The 20,886-nt window shown below is 55.0% G+C and carries 21 protein-coding genes, 1 tRNA gene and 1 pseudogene; 2 read left to right on the top strand and 21 right to left on the bottom strand.

Annotation, left to right across the window (positions count from 1 at the left end; translation table 11 throughout):
- Positions 1 to 6: 6 nt before the first annotated feature.
- The 9 genes and pseudogenes from ACZ500_RS21815 to ACZ500_RS21775 form a co-directional block, all read right to left on the bottom strand.
- Positions 7 to 828: an ABC transporter ATP-binding protein gene (locus ACZ500_RS21815; RefSeq protein WP_464229531.1), complete on the bottom strand. Its 822-nt coding sequence runs from the start codon at positions 826 to 828 to the stop codon at positions 7 to 9.
- On the bottom strand, positions 828 to 1,862 hold the full coding sequence (locus tag ACZ500_RS21810; RefSeq protein ID WP_464229530.1) for a FecCD family ABC transporter permease: 1,035 nt from the start codon (positions 1,860 to 1,862) through the stop codon (positions 828 to 830). The genes ACZ500_RS21815 and ACZ500_RS21810 overlap by 1 nt, the downstream gene beginning before the upstream one ends.
- The gene (locus tag ACZ500_RS21805) at positions 1,852 to 2,919 is read right to left on the bottom strand and encodes an ABC transporter substrate-binding protein (protein WP_464229529.1); all 1,068 of its coding nucleotides are present in this window, start codon (positions 2,917 to 2,919) and stop codon (positions 1,852 to 1,854) included. Before ACZ500_RS21805 ends, ACZ500_RS21810 begins: the two co-directional genes overlap by 11 nt.
- 1 nt (position 2,920) lies before the next feature.
- Positions 2,921 to 5,125, bottom strand: a complete 2,205-nt coding sequence (locus tag ACZ500_RS21800; protein ID WP_464229528.1) for a TonB-dependent receptor — start codon at positions 5,123 to 5,125, stop codon at positions 2,921 to 2,923.
- Positions 5,126 to 6,771: 1,646 nt separating this feature from the next.
- Positions 6,772 to 6,936: a hypothetical protein gene (locus ACZ500_RS21795; RefSeq protein WP_464229526.1), complete on the bottom strand. Its 165-nt coding sequence runs from the start codon at positions 6,934 to 6,936 to the stop codon at positions 6,772 to 6,774.
- 328 nt (positions 6,937 to 7,264) lie between these two features.
- Complete coding sequence (locus ACZ500_RS21790) at positions 7,265 to 8,557, bottom strand: acyl-CoA dehydrogenase family protein (RefSeq protein ID WP_464229524.1); 1,293 nt, start codon at positions 8,555 to 8,557, stop codon at positions 7,265 to 7,267.
- Between the two features lie 172 nt (positions 8,558 to 8,729).
- Entirely contained in the window at positions 8,730 to 10,211 is a 1,482-nt protein-coding gene (locus ACZ500_RS21785) for an aldehyde dehydrogenase family protein (RefSeq protein ID WP_464229523.1), read from the bottom strand.
- Positions 10,212 to 10,470: 259 nt separating this feature from the next.
- A complete protein-coding gene (locus ACZ500_RS21780; RefSeq protein WP_464233107.1) occupies positions 10,471 to 10,668 on the bottom strand; it encodes a helix-turn-helix domain-containing protein in 198 nt (65 codons plus the stop codon).
- Between the two features lie 3 nt (positions 10,669 to 10,671).
- Positions 10,672 to 10,815 (bottom strand): annotated as a pseudogene (locus tag ACZ500_RS21775) (AAA-type ATPase lid domain-containing protein); the annotation flags it as partial.
- A gap of 300 nt (positions 10,816 to 11,115) precedes the next feature.
- Here ACZ500_RS21775 and ACZ500_RS21770 point away from each other — a divergent pair.
- The gene (locus ACZ500_RS21770) at positions 11,116 to 11,796 is read left to right on the top strand and encodes an ImmA/IrrE family metallo-endopeptidase (protein ID WP_464229522.1); all 681 of its coding nucleotides are present in this window, start codon (positions 11,116 to 11,118) and stop codon (positions 11,794 to 11,796) included.
- 37 nt (positions 11,797 to 11,833) lie between these two features.
- Here the strand turns inward: ACZ500_RS21770 and ACZ500_RS21765 are convergent, their stop codons facing one another.
- A complete protein-coding gene (locus tag ACZ500_RS21765; protein ID WP_464229521.1) occupies positions 11,834 to 12,073 on the bottom strand; it encodes a hypothetical protein in 240 nt (79 codons plus the stop codon).
- 86 nt (positions 12,074 to 12,159) lie between these two features.
- Between ACZ500_RS21765 and ACZ500_RS21760 the strand changes: the two genes are divergently transcribed.
- Positions 12,160 to 13,275, top strand: a complete 1,116-nt coding sequence (locus tag ACZ500_RS21760) for a tyrosine-type recombinase/integrase (RefSeq protein WP_464229520.1) — start codon at positions 12,160 to 12,162, stop codon at positions 13,273 to 13,275.
- A gap of 153 nt (positions 13,276 to 13,428) precedes the next feature.
- Here ACZ500_RS21760 and ACZ500_RS21755 read toward each other — a convergent pair.
- The 11 genes from ACZ500_RS21755 to lptC all read right to left on the bottom strand — a co-directional run bounded on the left by ACZ500_RS21755 (position 13,429) and on the right by lptC (position 20,843).
- Positions 13,429 to 13,515 (bottom strand) — tRNA-Leu (locus ACZ500_RS21755).
- 6 nt (positions 13,516 to 13,521) lie between these two features.
- Positions 13,522 to 13,866, bottom strand: coding sequence for a preprotein translocase subunit SecG (gene secG / locus ACZ500_RS21750; RefSeq protein WP_464229519.1), 345 nt, complete (start codon positions 13,864 to 13,866; stop codon positions 13,522 to 13,524).
- Positions 13,867 to 14,044: 178 nt separating this feature from the next.
- Complete coding sequence (gene tpiA / locus ACZ500_RS21745) at positions 14,045 to 14,812, bottom strand: triose-phosphate isomerase (RefSeq protein ID WP_464229518.1); 768 nt, start codon at positions 14,810 to 14,812, stop codon at positions 14,045 to 14,047.
- Between the two features lie 196 nt (positions 14,813 to 15,008).
- Positions 15,009 to 16,007, bottom strand: a complete 999-nt coding sequence (gene gap, locus ACZ500_RS21740; RefSeq protein ID WP_464229517.1) for a type I glyceraldehyde-3-phosphate dehydrogenase — start codon at positions 16,005 to 16,007, stop codon at positions 15,009 to 15,011.
- A gap of 100 nt (positions 16,008 to 16,107) precedes the next feature.
- Positions 16,108 to 16,584, bottom strand: a complete 477-nt coding sequence (gene rimI, locus ACZ500_RS21735) for a ribosomal protein S18-alanine N-acetyltransferase (RefSeq protein ID WP_464229516.1) — start codon at positions 16,582 to 16,584, stop codon at positions 16,108 to 16,110.
- Entirely contained in the window at positions 16,581 to 16,982 is a 402-nt protein-coding gene (locus tag ACZ500_RS21730) for a PTS sugar transporter subunit IIA (protein ID WP_464229515.1), read from the bottom strand. The genes rimI and ACZ500_RS21730 overlap by 4 nt, the downstream gene beginning before the upstream one ends.
- Positions 16,983 to 17,018: 36 nt before the next feature.
- Positions 17,019 to 17,483 (bottom strand): PTS sugar transporter subunit IIA, encoded by a 465-nt coding sequence (locus ACZ500_RS21725; RefSeq protein ID WP_464229514.1) that lies wholly within the window; start codon positions 17,481 to 17,483, stop codon positions 17,019 to 17,021.
- A gap of 20 nt (positions 17,484 to 17,503) precedes the next feature.
- Positions 17,504 to 18,034, bottom strand: a complete 531-nt coding sequence (gene hpf, locus ACZ500_RS21720) for a ribosome hibernation-promoting factor, HPF/YfiA family (RefSeq protein WP_464229513.1) — start codon at positions 18,032 to 18,034, stop codon at positions 17,504 to 17,506.
- A 69-nt stretch (positions 18,035 to 18,103) separates the two neighbouring features.
- A complete protein-coding gene (gene rpoN, locus ACZ500_RS21715) occupies positions 18,104 to 19,546 on the bottom strand; it encodes an RNA polymerase factor sigma-54 (protein WP_464229512.1) in 1,443 nt (480 codons plus the stop codon).
- Positions 19,547 to 19,633: 87 nt separating this feature from the next.
- Positions 19,634 to 20,233 carry a lipopolysaccharide transport periplasmic protein LptA gene (gene lptA / locus ACZ500_RS21710; RefSeq protein WP_464233106.1) on the bottom strand — a complete coding sequence of 200 codons (600 nt, stop codon included), beginning with the start codon at positions 20,231 to 20,233 and terminating at the stop codon, positions 19,634 to 19,636.
- A gap of 55 nt (positions 20,234 to 20,288) precedes the next feature.
- Positions 20,289 to 20,843, bottom strand: coding sequence for an LPS export ABC transporter periplasmic protein LptC (gene lptC / locus ACZ500_RS21705; protein ID WP_464229511.1), 555 nt, complete (start codon positions 20,841 to 20,843; stop codon positions 20,289 to 20,291).
- Positions 20,844 to 20,886 lie beyond the last annotated feature (43 nt).

The raw sequence follows: 20,886 nt of genomic DNA, 5'->3' as shown, positions 1-20,886 counted from the left end.
CATCGGTCAGGTCCTTACATCGTCTGGGCACGGGGGAAATCCGCTTGCCGGGGATGCCGGCAGGTGGATGCACCGCACCGGGTGAATATGGATATATCCGTTTTCTTTGCGGATTTGAGCCTCGACTCCATAGATAGCCGCGATGTTCTCCGAGGTCATTACCTCGGAAGGGCTCCCTTTGCAGAATATCCTGCCTGCGTGGAGCATCAGGATGGTGTCGGAAAACCTCGCCGACAGATTCAGGTCGTGCATCGCCATCATGATGCCACGGTTCTTGATCTTCGACAGGTTGGAAATCAGCTCCAGAATTTCCAGTTGGTGACGCAGGTCCAGGCTGCTGGTGGGCTCGTCCAGCAGCAGGTAGGGGGTATCCTGGGCCAAAGCCCTGGCAAGCAACACCTTCTGCACCTGGCCGCCACTCAGACGGTCCATGTCCCGCGATGCCAAATTTCCCATATCCATCTCCTCGATAATCCGGGCGGTTCGCTCCAGGTCGTCCGGTGAAGGGCGCCAGGCGATATACGGCCTCCGGCCCGCAAGGACCGTCTCGAACACGGTCGTCGGAAACCTGGCGGGCATGCTCTGAGGCACATAACCGACGTGCTTCGCCATTTCTTTTCGAGGCATGCGGTGCACATCCCGGCCGTCAACAAGGATACGGCCTCCAACGGGTGTGAGGATACGGACAATACACTTGAGAAGGGTGGTTTTGCCGGCACCGTTCGGTCCTACGAGGCTGAGGACGCTGCCCTTCTCGACCGTTTCGCTGACCCCCTCGAGCACAGGCAGGCCGCCGTAGTCAAACGACAGGTTTTCTATCTTGAGCATCACCAGTACTCCCTGGAGCGTTTCATCAGGAGATAGAAGAAAAAGGGCACGCCGATAAAGGAGGTGACGATCCCGATGGGAATAACCTGCGGCGCCCAGAGGCTTCTACCGAGGATATCCGCGGTCACCACGATCAATCCTCCCACGATCCCCGAAGCCGGCAGAAGGAACCGGTGGTCGTTTCCGATCACCATACGAGTGATATGGGGGGCCACAAGCCCCACGAAACCGATCACCCCCGTGAAGCAGATCCCGCCGGCGCTGACAAGGGAAGCCGCAACGACTGCCGACATCCTCAGCCGGATGACATTCACACCCAAGGAAAGGGCCGAGTCATCCCCCGAAGCAAGCAGGTTGAAATCCCACGCTCGCCATAAGAGGAAGGGAAAAGGGATCAGGATCATCGCCGCGGCCAGGCCGATTTGTGGCCACCCCGCCTTGGAAAGACTCCCGAAGAACCAGAACACCACTTCGTGCACCTGCTCCATGGTCCCCATGTACTGAAAGAGGGACGTGAGCGAGGAGAATAGGAACATCTGGGCAATGCCCGTCAGGATCATCGTCTCGGAAGATGCCCGTTTCATCTTTGCCACCGCCAGGATGAACACCGCCGATAGGATGGAAAAACAGAAGGCACCGAGGGCCATGGGCCAAGTCTGGAAACCCCGGTTCAGGAGGAGGATCACCGTCACCGCCCCGAAGCCTGCGGCCGATCCGACTCCCAGGGTAAAAGGGGAGGCGAGGGGGTTGCGGAGTATGGCCTGGAATACGGCGCCCGCCAGCCCCATGCCGAAACCGACAAGCGCGGCCATGATGACACGGGGCAGGCGCAGCATCCAGATGATGCTATGGTTACGCCCGGTGTCTTGGAAAAGAGAGAAAACCACTTCGCTCCATCCCATGCCCGAGGCGCCGACGTGAAGCCCGGCGGCCATGGCCGTGAGGAGCAAAAGGAGGGCAAGAGCGAGAGAGAAGGCACTCGCCCCGGTGCGCGCCCGATAGAGCCGGGAAAGGTCTTCAGCCCTACGGTGCATCTTCACCCTCCCGGGTATCATCGGATACGAAATGGCCGTGATAAGGGATGCCCTGAAATATTTCGAGGTACTCCCCGTGCAATGCCTTGGGCTTTAGATCCTGGAAGAGCGCCGGGTGAATCCAACCGGCCATATACGCGATTCCGATGATGGCCCGGGGGCCGTTCCAGATGGCGCTGTCCGTGACGTGCACCCTTTTCGATGCAACAGCCGAAATATGCCGCCACGCCGGACGCCCCAGGATGGCCTCCCGGCAGAGGTCGAGAGACGCCGCATCTTTGAGGCCATAGCCATTCCCATAGGAGGCGGCCTTGACAATTACCTCGGGGTTCCGGGATACCACCCACTCCGGCGTGACCTGAGGGTAAGGAATGGAAAAGCCGGCGGCTATGTTCCTCCCGCCGGCTGAGACACACATTTCATGCCCCCCCGATCCCGGCCCCGCGGCATGATAGTCGGTGTAGCCTTCAACGTAAACCGCCGGCCGCTCCTGGACCCCACCGAGCCTCTCAGCTATCCTTCGGACATGCGATCGGTGCCATAGGCAGAAACGCGCCGCCTCCGCTTCCCGATCCAGCAGCCGCCCCAGGATCCGAACTTCTCGTTCCAAGGCTTCGACCTTGAAGAAGTCCAGACGCAGCACCTGAATTCCAAACAGGGCCATTTTCTGTTCCAGGATCGGTCCCGGGTTTCGTGCGTAGGCAATTACCAGATCAGGCTTGAGGGCGGCGATGGCTTCCATATCCGGGTCGCGCCAACTCCCCACTTTTGGTTTTTCTGCCAAACTGCCCCAGAACTCCGGCTCCCGCTTGATTTCGGAAAATACGCCGGAGATAAGATCTTCTGCCTTCAGTGTACGTAAGACTTCCAGAATATCCGAGTTTAAGGCTACCAGGCTTTGGATAGGCAAGGAGACCGGAACTTCTCTCCCCAACGCGTCTTCTACAACCACTGAAGAGCCAGAGCCCGTGGCCGGTGCCGGCGAAAAGTGCAGGATGAACAGAGCGGCGAGCCCGCCGATCAGGCATGCCCATGTGTGAAAACCACGACAAGGCATGTCAGTATCGCAACGTGAACTCGGCGAAGAACGTCCGGCCGTCACTCTTGTAGTATTCGTAGTATTCCTCATCCAGGATGTTATCCACGCAAAGGGATACTTCCACCTGTCTCAAAGGGATCACAGTGATCTTGGCATCCATGAAAAAGGCCGGCTCATAGGTGCTGTAGACCCCCTCCGCGGTGTCCCTGTTGTCCGAATCGTTATAGATCTTACTGAAATAGCGGCCTACCAGGCTTCCCCTGAACCATTTGTAACGGGTGTCGATCCCCGCATTGAAGGTGTTCTCAGGGATGCCCGTGACCTGCTTGCCTTCGCTGGCCGGATCCATCGGGCTCTCGGTGATCTCGGCGTTCGTATACGTGTAATTGCACCAGAGGGAGAGCCACTCCATCAACTGGTGCGAGGCCTGAATCTCGAGCCCATAGGTTCGCGCCTCCCCGGCATTGGTCCGGAGCTTCGTCGAACCGTCGGTCCGGTAATAGATCAAGTCCTCGATATCGTTGCGGTAGCCAGTCATGGAAACCCGGGTCTTTCCATCCAGAAAGCTTTGCTCGATGCCCATTTCGTAGGTCCAGACGGTTTCAGGCTTCAGATTTGGATTGCTTTGATAGATGGTTCCCCAGGATTCCCAGGTTCGATAGAGTTCATATAGCGTCGGAGGCCTGAAGGCATGACCGGCGGAGGCCTTGAACGTGGTCCGTTCATAGGCCTTCCACACAGCGGAGATCTTGGGGCTCAACTGGGATTCCGTATTGCTTTCGTAGCAAGTCATCGCCCCCGGAACCCCCGAGGCGCCGTCATAGACCTTCCAGGAATCGTAACGGAGTCCGAGGTAGAGGGTCAGCGGATCGGCGATCCGCCACTCGTCCTGGGCGAACAGGGCCCACGTCTTCGAATCCCCCCCGCTGTAGAAGGTGCTTTCTCCAGTGTCGTCATAGCTGCGGTAAAACGGAATTTCGTAGTCATTGGTGTCTGACTCGTCCGTCCGATAGGAGGTACCAAGACTCATGATGTGAGCTGAACCGATGGGCATGTCCCCGCGTAATTCGGTGAACCAGCTCTCGTTCTTGGTAACTTTCAGAGATCCCTCTGAGTTGTTGTAATCGTCCAACCCGCTCCCGGACTCGAGCGTGTAGCGATCGTCGACCTGAACCGTTCCCGCCTGGGCGTTGAAATGAACCGTTCCGAATATCTCATCGAAGGCCAGGGTGCAGGTGTCGTTTTCGGTCTTGCCGATCCCGGTGTAGTTGATGAAATCGTTCGGCCTGAACCGGGCACGCTGACTGGGGCCGGAGATGGCGTAGGTGGAGTTGTCGCCGAGCGTCCCCATGTAGGAGTTCGGCGCTCCGTAGTCATATTCATGACGCCCTGAGAATGCGCTCAGGGACAATTGACCCGTTTCCGAGAAATCCAGGCTGAGTTTCCCGTTCAGCGTCTTTCTCTCCGCCCCGTTTTCACCCTTGTCACCGACAACCCATTTCGTGGGGTCTCCGTATTTGTCGTTCATTGGGTACCCGCCCGGTACGTTTCCCGGCCCAGAAGAGATGGAGGCAAGGACCGGGGTAGCGGCATAGCCGTCTGTACCCTCTCCTTCATACCCGACCCTGAGGCTGAACCGGTCGCGAAAACGGGTGCCTGCGCTCATATGATAGCGCCAGGTGTCGTGGGTACCGTAGCCTCCGCCTGCCTCAAACTCAGGTTTCTGAGGTGTTTTGGTAATAATGTTGACCACCCCTCCCATAGCGTTCCCCCCATAAAGTGCGGATGCCGCTCCCCGGATCACCTCTATCCGGTCGATGTTTTCCACGGGAAGCGACCCCCATGAGACACCGCCGGTATAGGCGTCATTGAGAGGCTGCCCGTCGAGGAGAACAAGGGTGTACTGGTCGCCGTTGAACCCCCGCATCCGCAGGGAAGGTGTCGAATCCATCAAGCCCTTCGTTCTTTTGACAAAAACACCGGCAAGGCTGTCAAGCGCGTCATCGACGGTCTGGATGTCTTGGCTCTTGAGCTCTTCCTGATCAATGACCGTCACGCTTCCGGGCGCGTCTTCGACCCTCTTTTCCGTCTTGGTTGCCGTGACCACGATTTGCTGAAGTTCGAATTTGTCGTGCGTTGTCCCTTCTGCCCTCGCGACATGAACCGACGCGAAACAAACAGCCGCAACGGCTGCAATCAGACAAACTCCTTTTATTCCTCTCATCCCTCATCCCCTCCCTTGGTTTAGCGCCTCACGGTCGGTCCTGTTCCGGAACCTTCGGCCTTCCCTTTTCCAGGCAGCGAGGCTGACGAATTGACGGGGAAGAGATGCAGTGGTATTATCAATACCTGAAGCATCGCCTTCCCGCGAGCGCTTCCACAGGGGGGCGGCGAGGACCTTGGCCGGTTGTACGCCGCCCTCCGTGTTCTACCCATCTGAAGATGGATCGGCTCAGGTCGAACCGCTCGAATCGCGTTTCCGCTGAGTTTGATCCAACAAAAAAGCCACGAAGGCACACCTCTTATGAGGAGCATGAGCCTTCGTGGCTTTCGATCCGGTCTATTTGAAATTGAGCGCGCTGATATCCGGCAGGAAATCCCGTGTCCGATTCGTTGCAGCAGGATCCCCAGCCGAAAGCGGCTTCTGCCGCCGATTCAAATGGTTGCTTTTAGTCCAGAGCCTTCAATAAGTCAAGTCGTTTATCACATCCCATATCATCCTTTTCCGCCGCAACTGCATTTTTTTCTGCGTCATAACACCAGCTAAGGTTGAATGAACCTGTCCCGTTTTTCGTGTTTTTGGACAACACCATCCTGCTTCCCTGCTCGAATTGCTTCTGGATCCCAGACCACCCTGCGGCAGTCTCAAAGACCTCCTTTTCCAGAGCACCTCCCCATCGACAAAGGTGCGGTCCACCTCAAACCCCCTTACCGGAATCACCCGGCGGATGCAGTTGAACCGCGAAAAGAAGGAAATCGGCCCTCTTACACCCGAGAAAATAACCTCGATGCTCGACACCTGCAATCAGGTACGTCCGGTGCACCACGCCTTTTTAGCGTAACCTTAGAACAAAATTGATATAATCTTGATGTCTTGGTAGGCCATGAAGCCCACCCCCGCAAAAAAAGAAAAGTTAAAGCGCCAACCTGCACCCTGGAGCAGTTTTGACGCTCTAACCTTCTGAAATAGCCGGATCTGGTGCCGAAGGCGGGATTCCACGAAACGCAAAATCATATCAATAACTTATTGAATTTTCTATCCGCCAGGGTGCTTAAATCGTGTCAAATCGTACCAACTCGGGTGGCGCCCATGCAGCTCATCTGCACCCGGTTTTTGGCCTTCTATCCCCGTCTCTTCGGGGGGACAACTGGGCACATTTCGGAACCTTGTCCCAAGATGTCTTTGCCTTCCCTACCCGGCGGCCCTCGAAGACGGCCATGCCGATACCCCTGGTGGGCCACGCAGTCCCCCGACAGCATATTCTGCCAACCAACACCCCGGTGTCACGGCCTTCAAACAGAAGCGGCTCGTTGGTGAAAGATTCCTGGCCGTCATCTGCCTCCCCTCGAACCCGTCCACAACCACGGCCGTCATAGATACGACCTCTTTTTGAAGTAGACGCTGACGGGTTAAGCTGGACCCCGATGAGGGCAAGATCGAGACCGACAAAGAGGTAAGGAGTACCGGACGTATTCCCTGCAAGGTTCATTTTAGAGCCATAAACCCTACCCGTGAGGTAGCAGCAAACAGATCTGACGGATTCAGGAACTCGTCAGCAACAAGGATGATAATTCTGAAACGGGTGTTGAACCCATCCGGCATTGAGCGAGATCGAACATAAAAGCTAATTTGATTACGTTCTTTCTTAGTTAGTCTCCATCCGGAAATGATTTCCCGGTACAACCCGGTTTCCAATCCGGAAATGAGGATTTTTTGCCAATATCAAGGAAATCAAGCGTTTGTGCGGAGGCGACCTGTAGGTCGCCGCACAAGCAAACGTGCAGATTGACGCCGAGATTGGCCAAAAAGACCATTTCCGGATGGAAACTAGTTATTTTTGTTAAAAAACATTAGTTGCTTGCTTTTCTATATCAACTTACCATAGCACAAAAAGATGTCTCATTTGCAATTGCGATGCCTGCAGAAACTTTGTCGTTTTCCTATAATATTGTGAGTTTATTGCATATCAATAGATACTACCACCGCACCCAAGGATAGAAAAGGCAGAGCCTTTTGGTCCTGCCTTCTCTTATTCATAATAGTGACTCACCAGATTCATGCATACTTTTTGCGCGTCATTGAAATAGTCCTTGTATTACGTCGTCCTCTTCTTAATGAAATCAGATGAACTGAATTTTTCCATCAGATGGTCTCTGTTCCGAAGTAGTACCTAGCAAGATCAGTCAGATATAGAAGCGGTCCGCCGACCCATATCTGGGTGATTTTCATATCCCTAACAAGCTTTTCGATTCTTCCTTCCCGTGAGTAGCCATAAGAACCCATCAGTTCCAACACCCTATTAACCATCCTGTACCCTACATCTCCTGCGGTTTTCTTAAGTGCGGAAGCAGCTACCAAATTTTTGTATTCCCATGGAGGACCGTAGACTTCGGGATGGTCCAATCTTTCTGCCACGGAGTACAAGTATGCTTCGACTGCCAAAATATCTTCGGCTATCTGCCCTAATTCATACACAATAACACCGTGTTCCTTCATGGGCCTGCCAGCTATTTCCCTGTTATCTACATAGTCTTTAAGAACTTGATAAGCCCTCTTCATTATTCCAAGTGTCATAGCAACTGAAGGTGGGCGCCCTATAGTCAAATTTACAACAAGCGATTTCAAATCCTCCTTGGGATCCTCATGAGCACGGTTTTCTTTCGGGACTCTGACGTTATCAAACCATACATCTCCGTTTGTATCGATGCTACACCCCATTTTCCTATAAGGCTTGCTCGTTGATACTCCAGGTGTATCAGCAGGAACATATATTTGCGCAATATTGTTGGGAAATTGTTCTCCCTCCACGATACACACAACTCTGAACAAATCGGCATGTCTGAATGCAGATGCCCATTGTTTATGCCCATTAATTACCCATTCATTTTTTTCCAGCCGAGCTTTCGTTCTGGTCTGCGATCCCTTCAGTTTAAAATCTTCAACCGATCCTCCACCATGAGGTTCAGTAACACAGGAACAAATCTGAAATACTTTATCGCCGCAAAAGAATGGGGCAAATTTTTTAAGCAGAAATTCATTTGGCGTAGGAGGCGCTATTGGTAAAAGCCCCCAAACATTCATAAACGTTTCGCAACAAATTCCCAGATCACCTCTTGCCAATTCTTCAACTAAAGCATTCATATCAACATTGGAGCCGCCACCCATCCCCCCTAATTCCGTGGGAAAGAGTATTTTTTGTACTCCAAAATCCACATACACCTTCTTTACTATGTCACTGATAAGATTATGCTCTTCACGTTCCGTCCAGTCCCAATAATCGTCCAGTTCTGCTTCGTGAGGCAATACCTCTTTATCTACGAATTTCCTTAAAACCTCACAGAACTTCTTGATATCATCAGATAGCAAATGATCAGGCCTCGAAAAATCATCAATACCCTTTGATCTTGCATTATCAAATTTTGATATATCCAGCATTTTACCACCTCCAGCTAAATCTATTATTTTTCATCTTTGTATCTTCATCCTTTTTAACTCATAGTTTTCTAGATTGCAGGATTTTTATTAAGGGTGCCAGACCCTTCACCCCCACCGGCAGCCGGTGGCCAGCGGCTCTGTCCAACGCCGGCCCGGCGGCCTCGACATCGACCTACTTGAGAATCGCGTACCACGGTTTTTCCGGCACGCCGGTCAGGTCCACGTAGATATGCTTCGTGGTCGTGTATTCGTCGAGCACCATGGTGGAGAGATCCTTCCCCCAGCCGGATTGCTTGCAGCCGCCCCACGGGGTCTCGCAGAAGATGATCAGATGTTCATTGATCCACACTGTACCGGCCTTGATCTGTCCGGCCATGGCCAACCCCGCACGCACATCCTTTGTCCAGATCGATGCGGAAAGTCCGTAGTTCGAGTCGTTAGCCAGCGCAACGGCCTCCTCCGGCGTACTGAAACGCGCCAGTCCAACGACGGGGCCAAAGATCTCCTCCCGCATGAACGTCATGTCATTCGTGCAGCCGCCAAAAATGGTGGGCAGAACGAAAAAGCCGTTTCGGGTTTCGGGCGTGTCGGGCCGCTCCCCCCCCAGCAGCAAAGTGGCGCCGGCCTCCTTGGCACCGCGGATATAGCCCTCGACCTTGTCCCGGTGGGCCTCATAGGCCAGTGGTCCGATGACGGTTCCCATATCCATGGTGTCGCCACACCTGAGCTTCTTCGACGCAGCGACAAATTTTTCGGCGAACGCGTCATACAAGGATTCATGGATATAAAACCGGCTGGCGGCGGCGCAAACTTGTCCGGTGTTGAAGAACGCGCCGAAAACGGCCCCTTCCACAGCCGAATCGACGTCGGCGTCGGCCATGACGATAAAGGCGTTCTTGCCACCCAACTCCAACCCGACCTGCTTGACTGTATCGCTGGCAAGCCGCATGATGCGCTTGCCTGTCGCCGTATCGCCCGTAAACCCGATCTTGGCCACCTTCGGGTGCTTCACGAGGGCCTCACCGACGGATTCACCCGGGCCGGTCAGGATATTCACCACACCCGCAGGGACGCCCGCTTCCATGACGATCTCGCCCAGCTTCAACGTGGTCAGGGGGGCAACCGACGGCGGCTTGACGATACAGGTGTTGCCCGTAACGAGGGCCGCGCCGAGTTTCCAGACGACCATCAGGGCCGGGAAATTCCAGGGCGTAATGAGCCCTACGACCCCCAGCGGCTCCCTTACGGTGCATGACAGGCACCACGGCCCCACGGGCAGGGTCTCCCCTGTCAGGGCCCGGGCAACGCCGGCAAAATATTCGAACTGCTCGGCGCAGAGCGGAACATCGAAATTCATGGTCTTGCGTATCGGAGATCCCTGTTCCGCGGTCTCGAGCTTCGCCAGTTCTTCCTGATGAGCCATAATTCCTTGGGAAATCTTCAAAAGTATCTTTGAACGCTCGCCCATGGTCTTGGACGCCCACGCTGGAAAAGCTTCCACGGCCGCGCTCACCGCCTTGTCCACCTCCTCCGCACCGCATTCGGGGGCGCTGCCGACTTTCTCCCCGTTTGCGGGATTGATCACCTCGATCCGCCGGCCTCCCGCCGCCTCAACCCATTCCCCGCCGATGAGCACCTTATAATCTTTCCGCATCGATCCCTCCTTATTTCTGGTTCAGGTTCACGAAAGCTCGTTCACGCGGTCACGCCTCTAAGAACCAATCCCATGCTGCAGGCCGATCGGTTCCTCCCTGCGGCCACCCATAGTTGGACATCAGCAAGACGGATGCCAACGGCGCTTTTGCACCCGACAAGTCACCTAACCAGCTAATATATTATGGAATTGGGGATCGGAACTCTCAGAGCGGTTGGCGAACTCCGGCAGCATCGGTTTTCAAAATGACATAGGCGTGTCATTTTGAAAGATTGAACCGCTTCATTTTGCGGTAGAGGGTGCTTGTCGAGATACCAAGGGCATCAGCTACCCCGGCCAAGGTAGGTTGAGTTTTCAGCGCCTCCACAATCAGGTCTTTTGTAATACCTTCTATTGTTTTTTCTTTTTTTCTTTCATTGTGTTTGAACTCGAGGAGTTTTTCACCCAGGTCCTCCACCGAGATGACGTCCGTATCGCAAAAATTGAAGGCATATTCGATACAGTTGCGCAACTCCCGGACATTTCCAGGCCAGGCATACTGTACGAAGAGGTCCATAGCCGCAGACGTCAACCCCTGGATGGCGCGGCCAAATTTCACATTCATCTCCCGGATGAACGTCTCCACCATCGCAGGGATGTCCTCCTTCCTGTCCCGCAGGGGAGGAACCCTCTGTGTCAATGTGGGTGAGACACGCCCCCCTTGAAAATTTAGTGTAGTATCCATCCGGAAATGATTTCCCTATAGAACCCAGTTTCCAATCCGGAAATGAGGATTTTTTGCCAATATCAAGGAAATCAAGCGTTTGCGCGGAGGCGACCTGGTGGTCGCCGCACAAGCAAATGTGCAGATTGACGCCGAGATTGGCAAAAAAGACCATTTCCGGATGGAAACTATTTAGGTGTTATGTCGTTAACCAAGGTTCCAGAGCTAAATCTCTATCAAGTGACATTCCGTATCGGTGCATCAAGAAATGGTGAGCGGACACCTGAGGCTGTAGCGGCTTGGTTGCGGATGGGCGAACGCCGAGCTCACAAGGTTAAATGCAAGCAATTTGATCGGGAACGACTGCGAATGATTCTTGGCGATTTAAAAGCTTTAACCACCAAGCCTCCTGAAGAGTTCCAAGAGCCCTTACAACAGAAACTCGCGAACTGTGGAGTGGCTTTGGTTATTTGTCCGCATTTTTCAAAAACTAAGGCTCATGGGGCTGTCTTCTGGATGGGGCGTGATAAAGCAGTCCTGATGATTACTATCCGTGGTAAATGGGCAGATATCTTCTGGTTCAGCTTATTTCACGAAATTGGACATATAATTTTGCATGGCCGGCAAGAAGTTATTTTGGAAGATGATGGCGGAGACCAACAAGAAAAAGAAGCTAATACTTTTGCATCCGACATCTTAATACCTCCCGACGCCTACAAAACTTTCATTCAGAGGGACTTTTTCAGCGAGGATAATATCAAGCGATTTGCTTGTGATATGGGGATAGATCCAGGAATTGTGGTTGGGCGTCTCCAGCACGATGGCAAGTTGAGACCACAATGGGGAAACAACATGCGTTCTCGTTATGATTTGAAAAATTAATCGTTTACCCTGACAAGACGGAGCAGATTGGCCCGGATCACCCGCGCTGGAGTCCGCGCCCGGGCAAAGATGCAGATTGAGCGATTAACGCCCACTGGTCGGACTGGCCCCCGAAAAGGAGTTCCCTGCCACCTGCCAGCGGGCAGAACCATAACGAGGTAGTTTCCATCCGGAAATGGTCTTTTTGACCAATCTCGGCGTCAATCTGCACGTTTGCTTGTGAGGCGACCACCAGGTCGCCTCCGCGCAAACGCTTGATTTCCTTGATATGGGCCAAAAATCCTCATTTCCGGATTGGAAACTGGGTTCTATAGGGAAATCATTTCCGGATGGACACGAGGTATGATGGCAACGGGGATTTCCATGGGTGTCACAATACGACAAAAGGTCAAAGGCAAAGGTCAGCCGTGGTGGGTATTCATCGCCTATCAAGGGCAACGGAAAAGCGTCAGGATCGGCGACAAGGCGGCAGCCGAAAAGGTGGCTTCAGCCCTTCGGGAGCGTCTCAAAAAAACCCTGCTGAACCTGGCGGAGGAAAAGAAAGCCTCGCCTCCATCCTTCCAGGAAGCATCCACGAAATGGTTGTCCTACATAGAAGCGGCGATGCGGAAAGCTTCAACTCATGAGCGTTACGATAATACGATCAAGAAGCATATCGTGCCCGTATTCGGCCAGGCCCGCCTGGATAAGATCAACAGGGGAGAGGTCCGCGACTTCCTTCTTGAAAAGTTCAACGACGGCCTGAGCAAATCCACGATCGGGCTGCTGCGCGACATCATGAGCAGGCTTTTCAACTTCGCTATAGACGAAGGAGTAGTCAGGGAAAACCCTGTTACCGGTATCACCCGGCGCATGCAGTTAAAGCGTGAAAAAATGGAGATCAACCCTCTTTCCCCTCAAGAAATCGCCCTGGTCCTCGAGACCTGCAAGGAGATTTACCCTGAATACTACCCTTTCTTCATGCTGCTTGCCCGTAGCGGGGTCCGCCTGGGTGAAGCCCTGGGCCTCGAATGGGGCGATCTTGATTTCAACGGCAGGGCGCTATGGGTCCGTAGATCCTACCGGCGGGGGACCTATACCACCCCTAAAAACACCAAGGCCAGGAAGGTCGATATGTCGGACCAGCTCCATGCAGTGCTGAAGGCCCACATGCACCAGCAGAAAAAGGAAACCATGAAATCCGGGAAGGGAGAGCTGCCCGCCCTGCTCTTCCATCGTGGCGGCCATGTGATTGAGCAGAACTATATCCGAAGGGTCTTTGACCGGGTGCTTCTCAAGGCCGGGGTACGCAAGGTACGGCTGCACGATCTCCGCCACAGTTACGCTTCGCTGCTCCTGAGCGGTGGCGAGTCGGTTTTTTATGTGAAGAAGCAGCTGCGCCACAGCAGCATCAATATCACCGTGGACCGCTACGGACACTGGATCCCGACAGAGAAGAAGGCGGGGGTCAACCGCTTGGACGAGGTAGGCACCCCATAGCACCACCAGGTGATGCCATCCATGGGAACTCCGTTTCGATCCGGGGCTTTTTCATTTTCGGGGGTCAAAAAAGCAAAGGTTAGAGCGCCGATCTGCACCCTATATGCACCCTGGAGCAGTCTTAGCGATCTAACCTTTTAAAATTACAATGATTGGTGCCGAAGGCGGGATTTGAACCCGCACGGACGTCGTCCACTACCCCCTCAAGATAGCGTGTCTACCAAATTCCACCACTTCGGCATCGATCTACTGTTTTTCTGCCGGGGTCTGGGGAGCTTCCGGCTGGGCTTCACCCCCGGGCGTCGCCTGGTCGGTCACCGGGGGCTTGGTATCCTTCACGCCTTCCATGATCGACGAGGTTGCACCCTTTCCAAAGAAAAACGAAAGGGTCAAAGACGTCACCATGAAGAGGATTGCGACGAGCGTGGTGACCTTGTGCAAAAAGGACGTTGCCCCGGTGCTTCCGAAAACGGTCTGGCTCGAACCGCCGAAAGCCGCCCCCATCCCGGCGCCTTTACCGCGCTGAAGAAGGACGATGATAATCAGGGCGATGCACGCCGCAATATGCAGGATAATAAAAATGGGTTTCATCTAAAGATCCAATCCCCCGAAATGTTGCGCGAAAACTCGAAATGCTGATTCTACCTCACGGATTTTTTTTTGCAAGAAAAAACTTCCGACTGCCTTGATTGGATGGAACAGGGCGGGGAACGTCAGTCCATCCTCCTGAAAAACACCTCGGGCCCACCTGCAGCGCTACCGCCCATCCTCATTTCCGGTAGTGGACAATGCCGAGAAAACTTTCCGCTTTCAGGCTCGCGCCGCCGACCAGGACCCCGTCGATGTCTGGCTCGCTCATAAGGTCGGTGATGTTGTCGGGTTTCACGCTGCCGCCGTAAAGGACCCGCGTACGCCCCGAGACAGCCCCACCAAACCTCTCTGTGAGCCAGCTCCGGATGGCCTGATGGACATCCTGGGCCTGGGCCGGTGTCGCGGTGCGGCCCGTGCCGATCGCCCAGACCGGCTCATAGGCAAGGATCGTTCCGGCCGGCAGATCCCCTCCCACCAGAAAAGCGGAGAGCGAACCAGCCAGCTGCCTCTCGATGACCGCAAAGGTCTTTCCCGCTTCACGCTCTTCAAGCGTTTCACCGATGCACACAATCGGGATCAGTCCGCTCCTGGCCGCCGCCTGGGCCTTCCGATTCACGTCTTCGTCGGTTTCACGAAAGATATGCCGACGCTCCGAGTGCCCCAGAATGACGTGCGTGCAACCGGCAGCCCGCAACATCGGTCCGGAAATCTCTCCCGTAAACGCTCCGCTCTCCTCCCAGTGCATGTTCTGGGCTGCGAGCAGGATTCGGGCATTTTCCGCAAACGGCTTCGCAACGGAAAGGTTCGTAAAGGGCGGCGCCACCAGGACATCAACCTCTTCGTCTCCACGGAGCCCGGCACTGACAGCCTTTACCAGGTTGACGGATTCGAAGATATCCGTGTACATCTTCCAGTTGCCGGCTATCATCGGCCTTCTTTCAATCATCAGGCAATTCTCCTGCTGCTGCTGAGCTGCGCCCGAGGGCTGCAACCGGAAAGGCCCCGGAACGGATCCATCCGGAAAAAACCGCCGGTTGGTCCGCCCGTTTCGGTCCTGAGACCCTGTTGCCGTTCCTCGATTTTACAGCGGACCTTGGATCGCACTCCCGGAGGAAGCACCGGTCCAGGGTCCGGGACCCCCATCAATGCCCGGCCATGTAAACGGCCAGTTCCACCATCCGGTTGGAGTAACCGAATTCGTTGTCGTACCAGGCAAGGACCTTGGCCATATCCCCCACCACCATCGTCGAAAGACCGTCCACGGTGCTGGATACACGCGTCCCGTTGAAATCCGTGGACACGAGGGGCTCGTCCGTATAGGCCAGGATGCCCTTGATAGGCCCTTCCGCCGCTTCTTTGAGGGCGCCGTTGATTTCCTCGACGGCCGCAGCGCGGCCAAGCTGAACCACCAGGTCGATCACCGAGACATTGGGCGTAGGCACCCGGATGGCCATCCCGTTGAGTTTTCCCTGAAGCTGAGGCAAAACCAGGGCCACGGCCTTCGCGGCACCGGTCGTGGTGGGAATCATCGAAAGCGCCGCCGCGCGGGCCCTGCGCAGATCCTTGTGCGGAAAATCCAGGAGCCTCTGGTCCCCTGTGTAGGAGTGCGTGGTGGTCATCAGCCCTTTTTCTATCCCGAATGAATCCAGAAGCACCTTGCAGACCGGCGCAAGGCAGTTGGTCGTGCAGGAGGCGTTGGAGATCACATGATGCCGCTGAGGGTCGTAATCCGTGTGGTTGACACCCATCACCAAAGTGATATCGGGCCCCTTGGCCGGGGCTGAGATGATCACCTTCCTGGCGCCTGCTTCCAGATGCGCCGCGGCCTTCTCCCGGTCACGGAAAAGACCCGTGCACTCGAAAATCGTATCGATTCCGAGTTTTCCCCAGGGCAGACGGCCCGGATCCCGCTCCGAAAAGATCTGAATTTCTTTTCCATCTACGATCAAGGAATGGTCCGTATGACCGACTTCGACCCCAAGGGTGCCATGCACCGAATCATACTTGACCAGATGCGCCAGAGTAGCCGGATCGGTCAGATCGTTCACCGCCGTAAACTCGATATCGTCGCGCCCGAATCCGGCCCGGAAGACCATGCGTCCAATCCGCCCAAATCCGTTTACAGCCACCTTCAATGACATCGTGACCTCCTGATTCTTGATGTTTATGCTTTGATTATCGTCCGTCGCGTATTCGGACCGCGGGGCTGCTGAACCTCCCGGCTCGCCTGCGCTCAAAGTGCTAGGGGCTTCCGGCGGCGTTTTTCTGAAGGATCGGCCGGCACATCAGGATGGCATCCTCCCCGGAATCCCTGTAATAGAAACTTCTGCGGCCGACTTCCATAAAGCCGCGCCGCATATAGAGCCTCAAAGCCGCAGCATTGGAAGGCCGAACCTCCAGCCAGGCCGACCGGGCGCCTGCGTCAGCTCCCGCTGCAAGGATCCTCTCCATGAGCATCGAGGCCAGCCCGCGTCCACGCATCGGCGGGAGGAGGGCGATCTTCATGACGTGCAGTTCCTCGGCAAAGACCCAGAAACAGGCATACCCGGCAAAGCGCCCGTCTTCCAGAAGAACCCAGAGCCTCGCCACAGGATTGTCCATCTCCTGCCGGTAAGCCTCTTCACTCCATGGGGTGTGGAAAGCGGTCCTTTCGAGACGGCAGATCTCACGGCGATACTCGTCGAAATTCGCCGCTGTCAGCTCCACGTGAGCGATCATTCCATCTTGAGCAGCTTGCCGGCCAGCGCGATGCTCCGCCGCCCGGCTTCCTGTGCTTTTTCACCGAGTTCACTGAGCGACAGGCGCTCTCTATCCCCTGCAACCGCGATAACCATCGGGAGGTTGACGCCCGTCAAGACCTCGACGCGGTTCTCCTCGAGGAAGGAAAGGCTGAGATTCGAAGGCGTGCCCCCGAACATGTCCGTCAACACCAGAACGCCCTTGCCCTGATCCAGTCGTTTGATCTTTTCAGCGATGGTCTTCAGCAGCGGCTCACTCTCCGTAATCTGGGTGATCGGAATGGAATCCGCTGCGTCCAGCCGCCCGACGATCAGCTCGGCGGCGCGCAACAACTCCCTGCCCAAGTCACAATGAGAAATGATCAGGATCCCTATCATAACGCCACCCCAAAGCCCTCCCCTTCATGAACCGGATCAGGAAGATTCTTCATCGGTCCGAACAATCGCCCTGTAGATCTCCTGCTGATCACGGGCCTGCATCAAGCGTTTTCTGAAGGCGCTCGTCTTGAGGATCTTGGCCAGCCGAGCGAGCACTTGCAAATGAACGCTGGATGAGTCTTCCGGGGCAAGCAGAAGGAAAAAAAGATGGGCAGGTTGCCCATCCATGGCGTCGAAATCAACCCCCTCGAGGCTGCGTCCGCAGGATATCATCGGTTGACTGACACCGCCAAGCTTGCCATGGGGGATGGCAACCCCATCTCCTATTCCCGTACTCCCAAGCTTTTCACGCTCGAGCAATACCCTGACAAGGGTGTTCTTGTCAATACTAGGATCCTGGGCGCACACCCGCTCGGCCAATTCGCTCAGAACAGATTTCTTGTCTTTTGCCTTCAGTTCAGGAACGATGCTGTCTTCATGGAGTATTTCAGATAATTTCATTTGCCGCAACCAGATGAGAATCAGCTCGCCGGTTCGATGAGCCCCAGGCTGCCGTCTTTTTTCCTGTAAAGGACATTGACCTCCAGGCTTTTAGCGTTACGGAATACCAGAAATTCCTGCTTCGAGAGATTCAGCTGCATGACCGCTTCTTCTGTATCCATCGGCTTGGCGATCATCCTTTCGACCTCGATAACGGTCTCGGTCTCCGCCGCGGCCAAAGGCTCTTCCCCTTCGCCCTCTTCTTCGGCCCTCGCACCTTCGGGGCGGCGCTCCCTGATCTTCTGCAGATGCCGCTTGACCTGCTTCTCGATTTTATCCATCACCTGATCGATGGCGGAATACATGTCGCCGGTCTCTTCCATGGCCTTGACACGCGTCCCGTTGACGATCAGGGTTACATCGGCCTGATGCCTGAACTTTTCGACGCTCAGAACGATGTGCGCCTCGACCGGAACATCGAGATACTTCCTGACCTTTGAAACCTTTTCCTCGGCGTACACTCTCAACGCGTCGCTCGGTTCGGTGCGTCTGAAGGTCACAGTGATATCCATAAAAACTACCTCCACATTCTCAGGATAAGGTGATACAGCGGCAAAGAATCGCAAAAGCGCAGGGTTTCATCAATAAGGATCCTTCCTTTTCCTCGAAGGCAGGATGCCAGCCCCCTCACGATATTTGGCGACCGTCCGCCTCGCTACTTTGATGTTTTTCCCGCGCAGCATGTCCGAAATCTCCTGGTCGCTGTAAGGTCTCTTCTTTTCCTCCGACTTGACGATGCTGCGGATGAACTCCTTCACGGTCTCGGAGGCCAGATCCTCTCCGTCAACACTCTTGATGGCGCTGTTGAAGAAAAATTTGAGTTCGAAAATACCTTGGGGCGTGTGCACATATTTGTTGGTGGTGACCCGACTGACCGTCGACTCGTGCATTTCGATATCCTCAGCCACCTCCCGGAGCACGAGGGGTTTCAGATAAGCGATGCCCTTGTCGAAAAACTCCCGCTGAAACCGGACGATGCTCTCGGTCACGCGGTAGATCGTCCGCTGCCTCTGGTGAATGCTCTTGATCAACCAGGCCGCCGATCGCAGTTTTTCCTTGATGTAGCCTTTGGCGGTTTCGCCGACCTCGATCTGCCCTGAAAGGACCTCCCTGTAGTAACTGTTGACCCTCAGGCGCGGAAGGCCGTCTTCGTTGAGGAGAATCTCGTACTTGTCACCCACCTTGATGACGTAGATATCCGGCGTGATATAGATCGTCTCTTCGCTGGAGTAAGCCCGGCCGGGTTTTGGATCCAGCCCCTGGATGACGGTTACGGCCTCGCAGATCTCTCCCACCGTAACACCGAGTTTGCGTGAGATCTCTTCATAGCGCTTATTCTCGAGGTCGTGCAGGTGATCCTGTATCAGCGTCTCCACGAGACTCCCTCCGAGCCCGTGAAACCGGGCCTGGATCAGAAGCGACTCCCGCATATCACGGGCGGCGACCCCCACCGGATCGAAGTTCTGGACCAGACTGAGCGTCTCATCCACCTTTTCGAGCGGATATCCTGCGACCTCCGCGATCTCTTCCAAACCGACATCGAGATAGCCGTCCTCATCGAGGTTGCCGATGATGTAAGAAGCGATCGTCCGGGCATCATCGTCCATGCGGCTCATGTTGAGCTGCCAGGTCAAATGATCACTCAGGTCCGTCTTCGTAGCCGTCATGCTCTCGTAAGACGGGGCGTCCCTCTCTTCATAAGGGGCTTCAGCCCAACCCGTGTTGTACTCCGAGACGTAGCTTTCCCAATCCACGTCCTCTCGGGCGCGCTCCTCGACACGCACCTCCGTTACGGCTGGAACAGCCTCGACGACAGGCGCTTCGGTATCCTCTCTTGGACTCATCTCCTCTTCCGGATCGATCCCGAGTTGCTCTTCGAGGATCGGATTCACTTCGAGCTCCTGATAAATGGCATCCAGAAGTTCGAGGCGCGAGAGCTGCAGGAGCTTGATCGCCTGCTGCAGCTGCGGCGTCATCACCAGTTGCTGCGAAAGCCCAAGAGATTGTTTGAGTTCCAATGCCATCAGACGATTACAACCACCCCTCCATCGATTACCAGCACCCGATCCGGCAGACGCCCAACCCCCTGCCCACTTCCAGGACAGGGTCTATTAACGCCCACTTTCAGACTGCACCACCCCCGGCTCGGCGCCGGGCTGCTCATCCTTGTTGTCGGATTTCGGAAACACGACGGCCTTGACCCTCTTTTTTTCGGATCCTTCCACAACCACCCGGTCATCTTCGATGAAAAAGATGACCCTTTCTCCCTGAACCGTGTCGTTTTCCTGCTTCAGGACGGGGTTGCCCGTCATGACCACTTTGCTTTCCTTTTCGTAGTACACGGCCTCTTCAGCGGTGGCCGAACCGCCCGCGGCGCGGTCCACGCGCACGGCACCCTTGGCGACGATCCTGTCTATGCTGCTCCCCTCGGCCTCATCGCCGGCCGAACCGGCATCCTCCGAACGGACATAGTGGACCACCATCTGTTCACAGTGGATGATAAAATCATCTCTTTCGGCCTTGACCTTCCCCGAAAAGGTGATGGTCCGCTGGAGATTGTCCGCCTCGAGCGTGTCTGAATGGATCACCATGGGGCCGCCTCGCGACGCCTTCGCCGCGATGCCCGGCGTTTGCGCCGCCGCCTGCACCGCGGACATCACAAAGACCAGCAGTACAGCCCACCCAAAAATCCTGAAGGCCTGGGACTTCATCTCGCTCACCATAACCATCCTGATAAAGGAAAATCGCGGATACAACCGGCAGGCGTCATCGGATATGCGTTGTGACATCCGATAAGATCTGCACCCTCTCCTGGTTCAAATCAAAGAAGAGACCCTTTCCCTCAACGGAAAAAAAGGAACCTTCCAGCTGAACAGGGTCCTCTGTTCGAACCGTTTTCTTCCCTTCATCGATCAGAAGATGTTCTGTCAGAAGCCGGTAGCCGTCCCCTGTCTCCCCTTCTATCGCACCACGGATTTCGATCTCACCGGTATCCCGGGAATAATCTCCCTCGTTGCCTTTGAGCTTGATCCACGCGCCTTCTTCCGGCTCCACAGTGAGCAGAAAACGAGAAAACTGAACAAACCGTTGATCTTGTGAGAAGCGGACCGAATCGGCATCCAGGATCCACCTCAGGCCCCGCTCGGGATCATCCTGCGTATAGTGAATTTCATTCAATTGAATGCCTTCCTTGCCGATCACATTCTCCAGCAGGGAAGCACCACGACCCACCCATTTCGCCCCGATCAGATAGGCCGCCACGACGGCAAGCAGAAGCCCCAGACCAACAAGAGGCCAATGTCTCAGCAGAAAGCGCCGCATGCAATCCTTCTCAGTATATCAACCCGAAAAATCCATTGTAAAG

It is taken from the genome of Desulfatiglans parachlorophenolica (genome assembly GCF_055394735.1).
The sequence above is the reverse complement of the archived record's forward strand: the minus strand, read 5'-3'. Positions and strand labels throughout refer to the sequence as shown.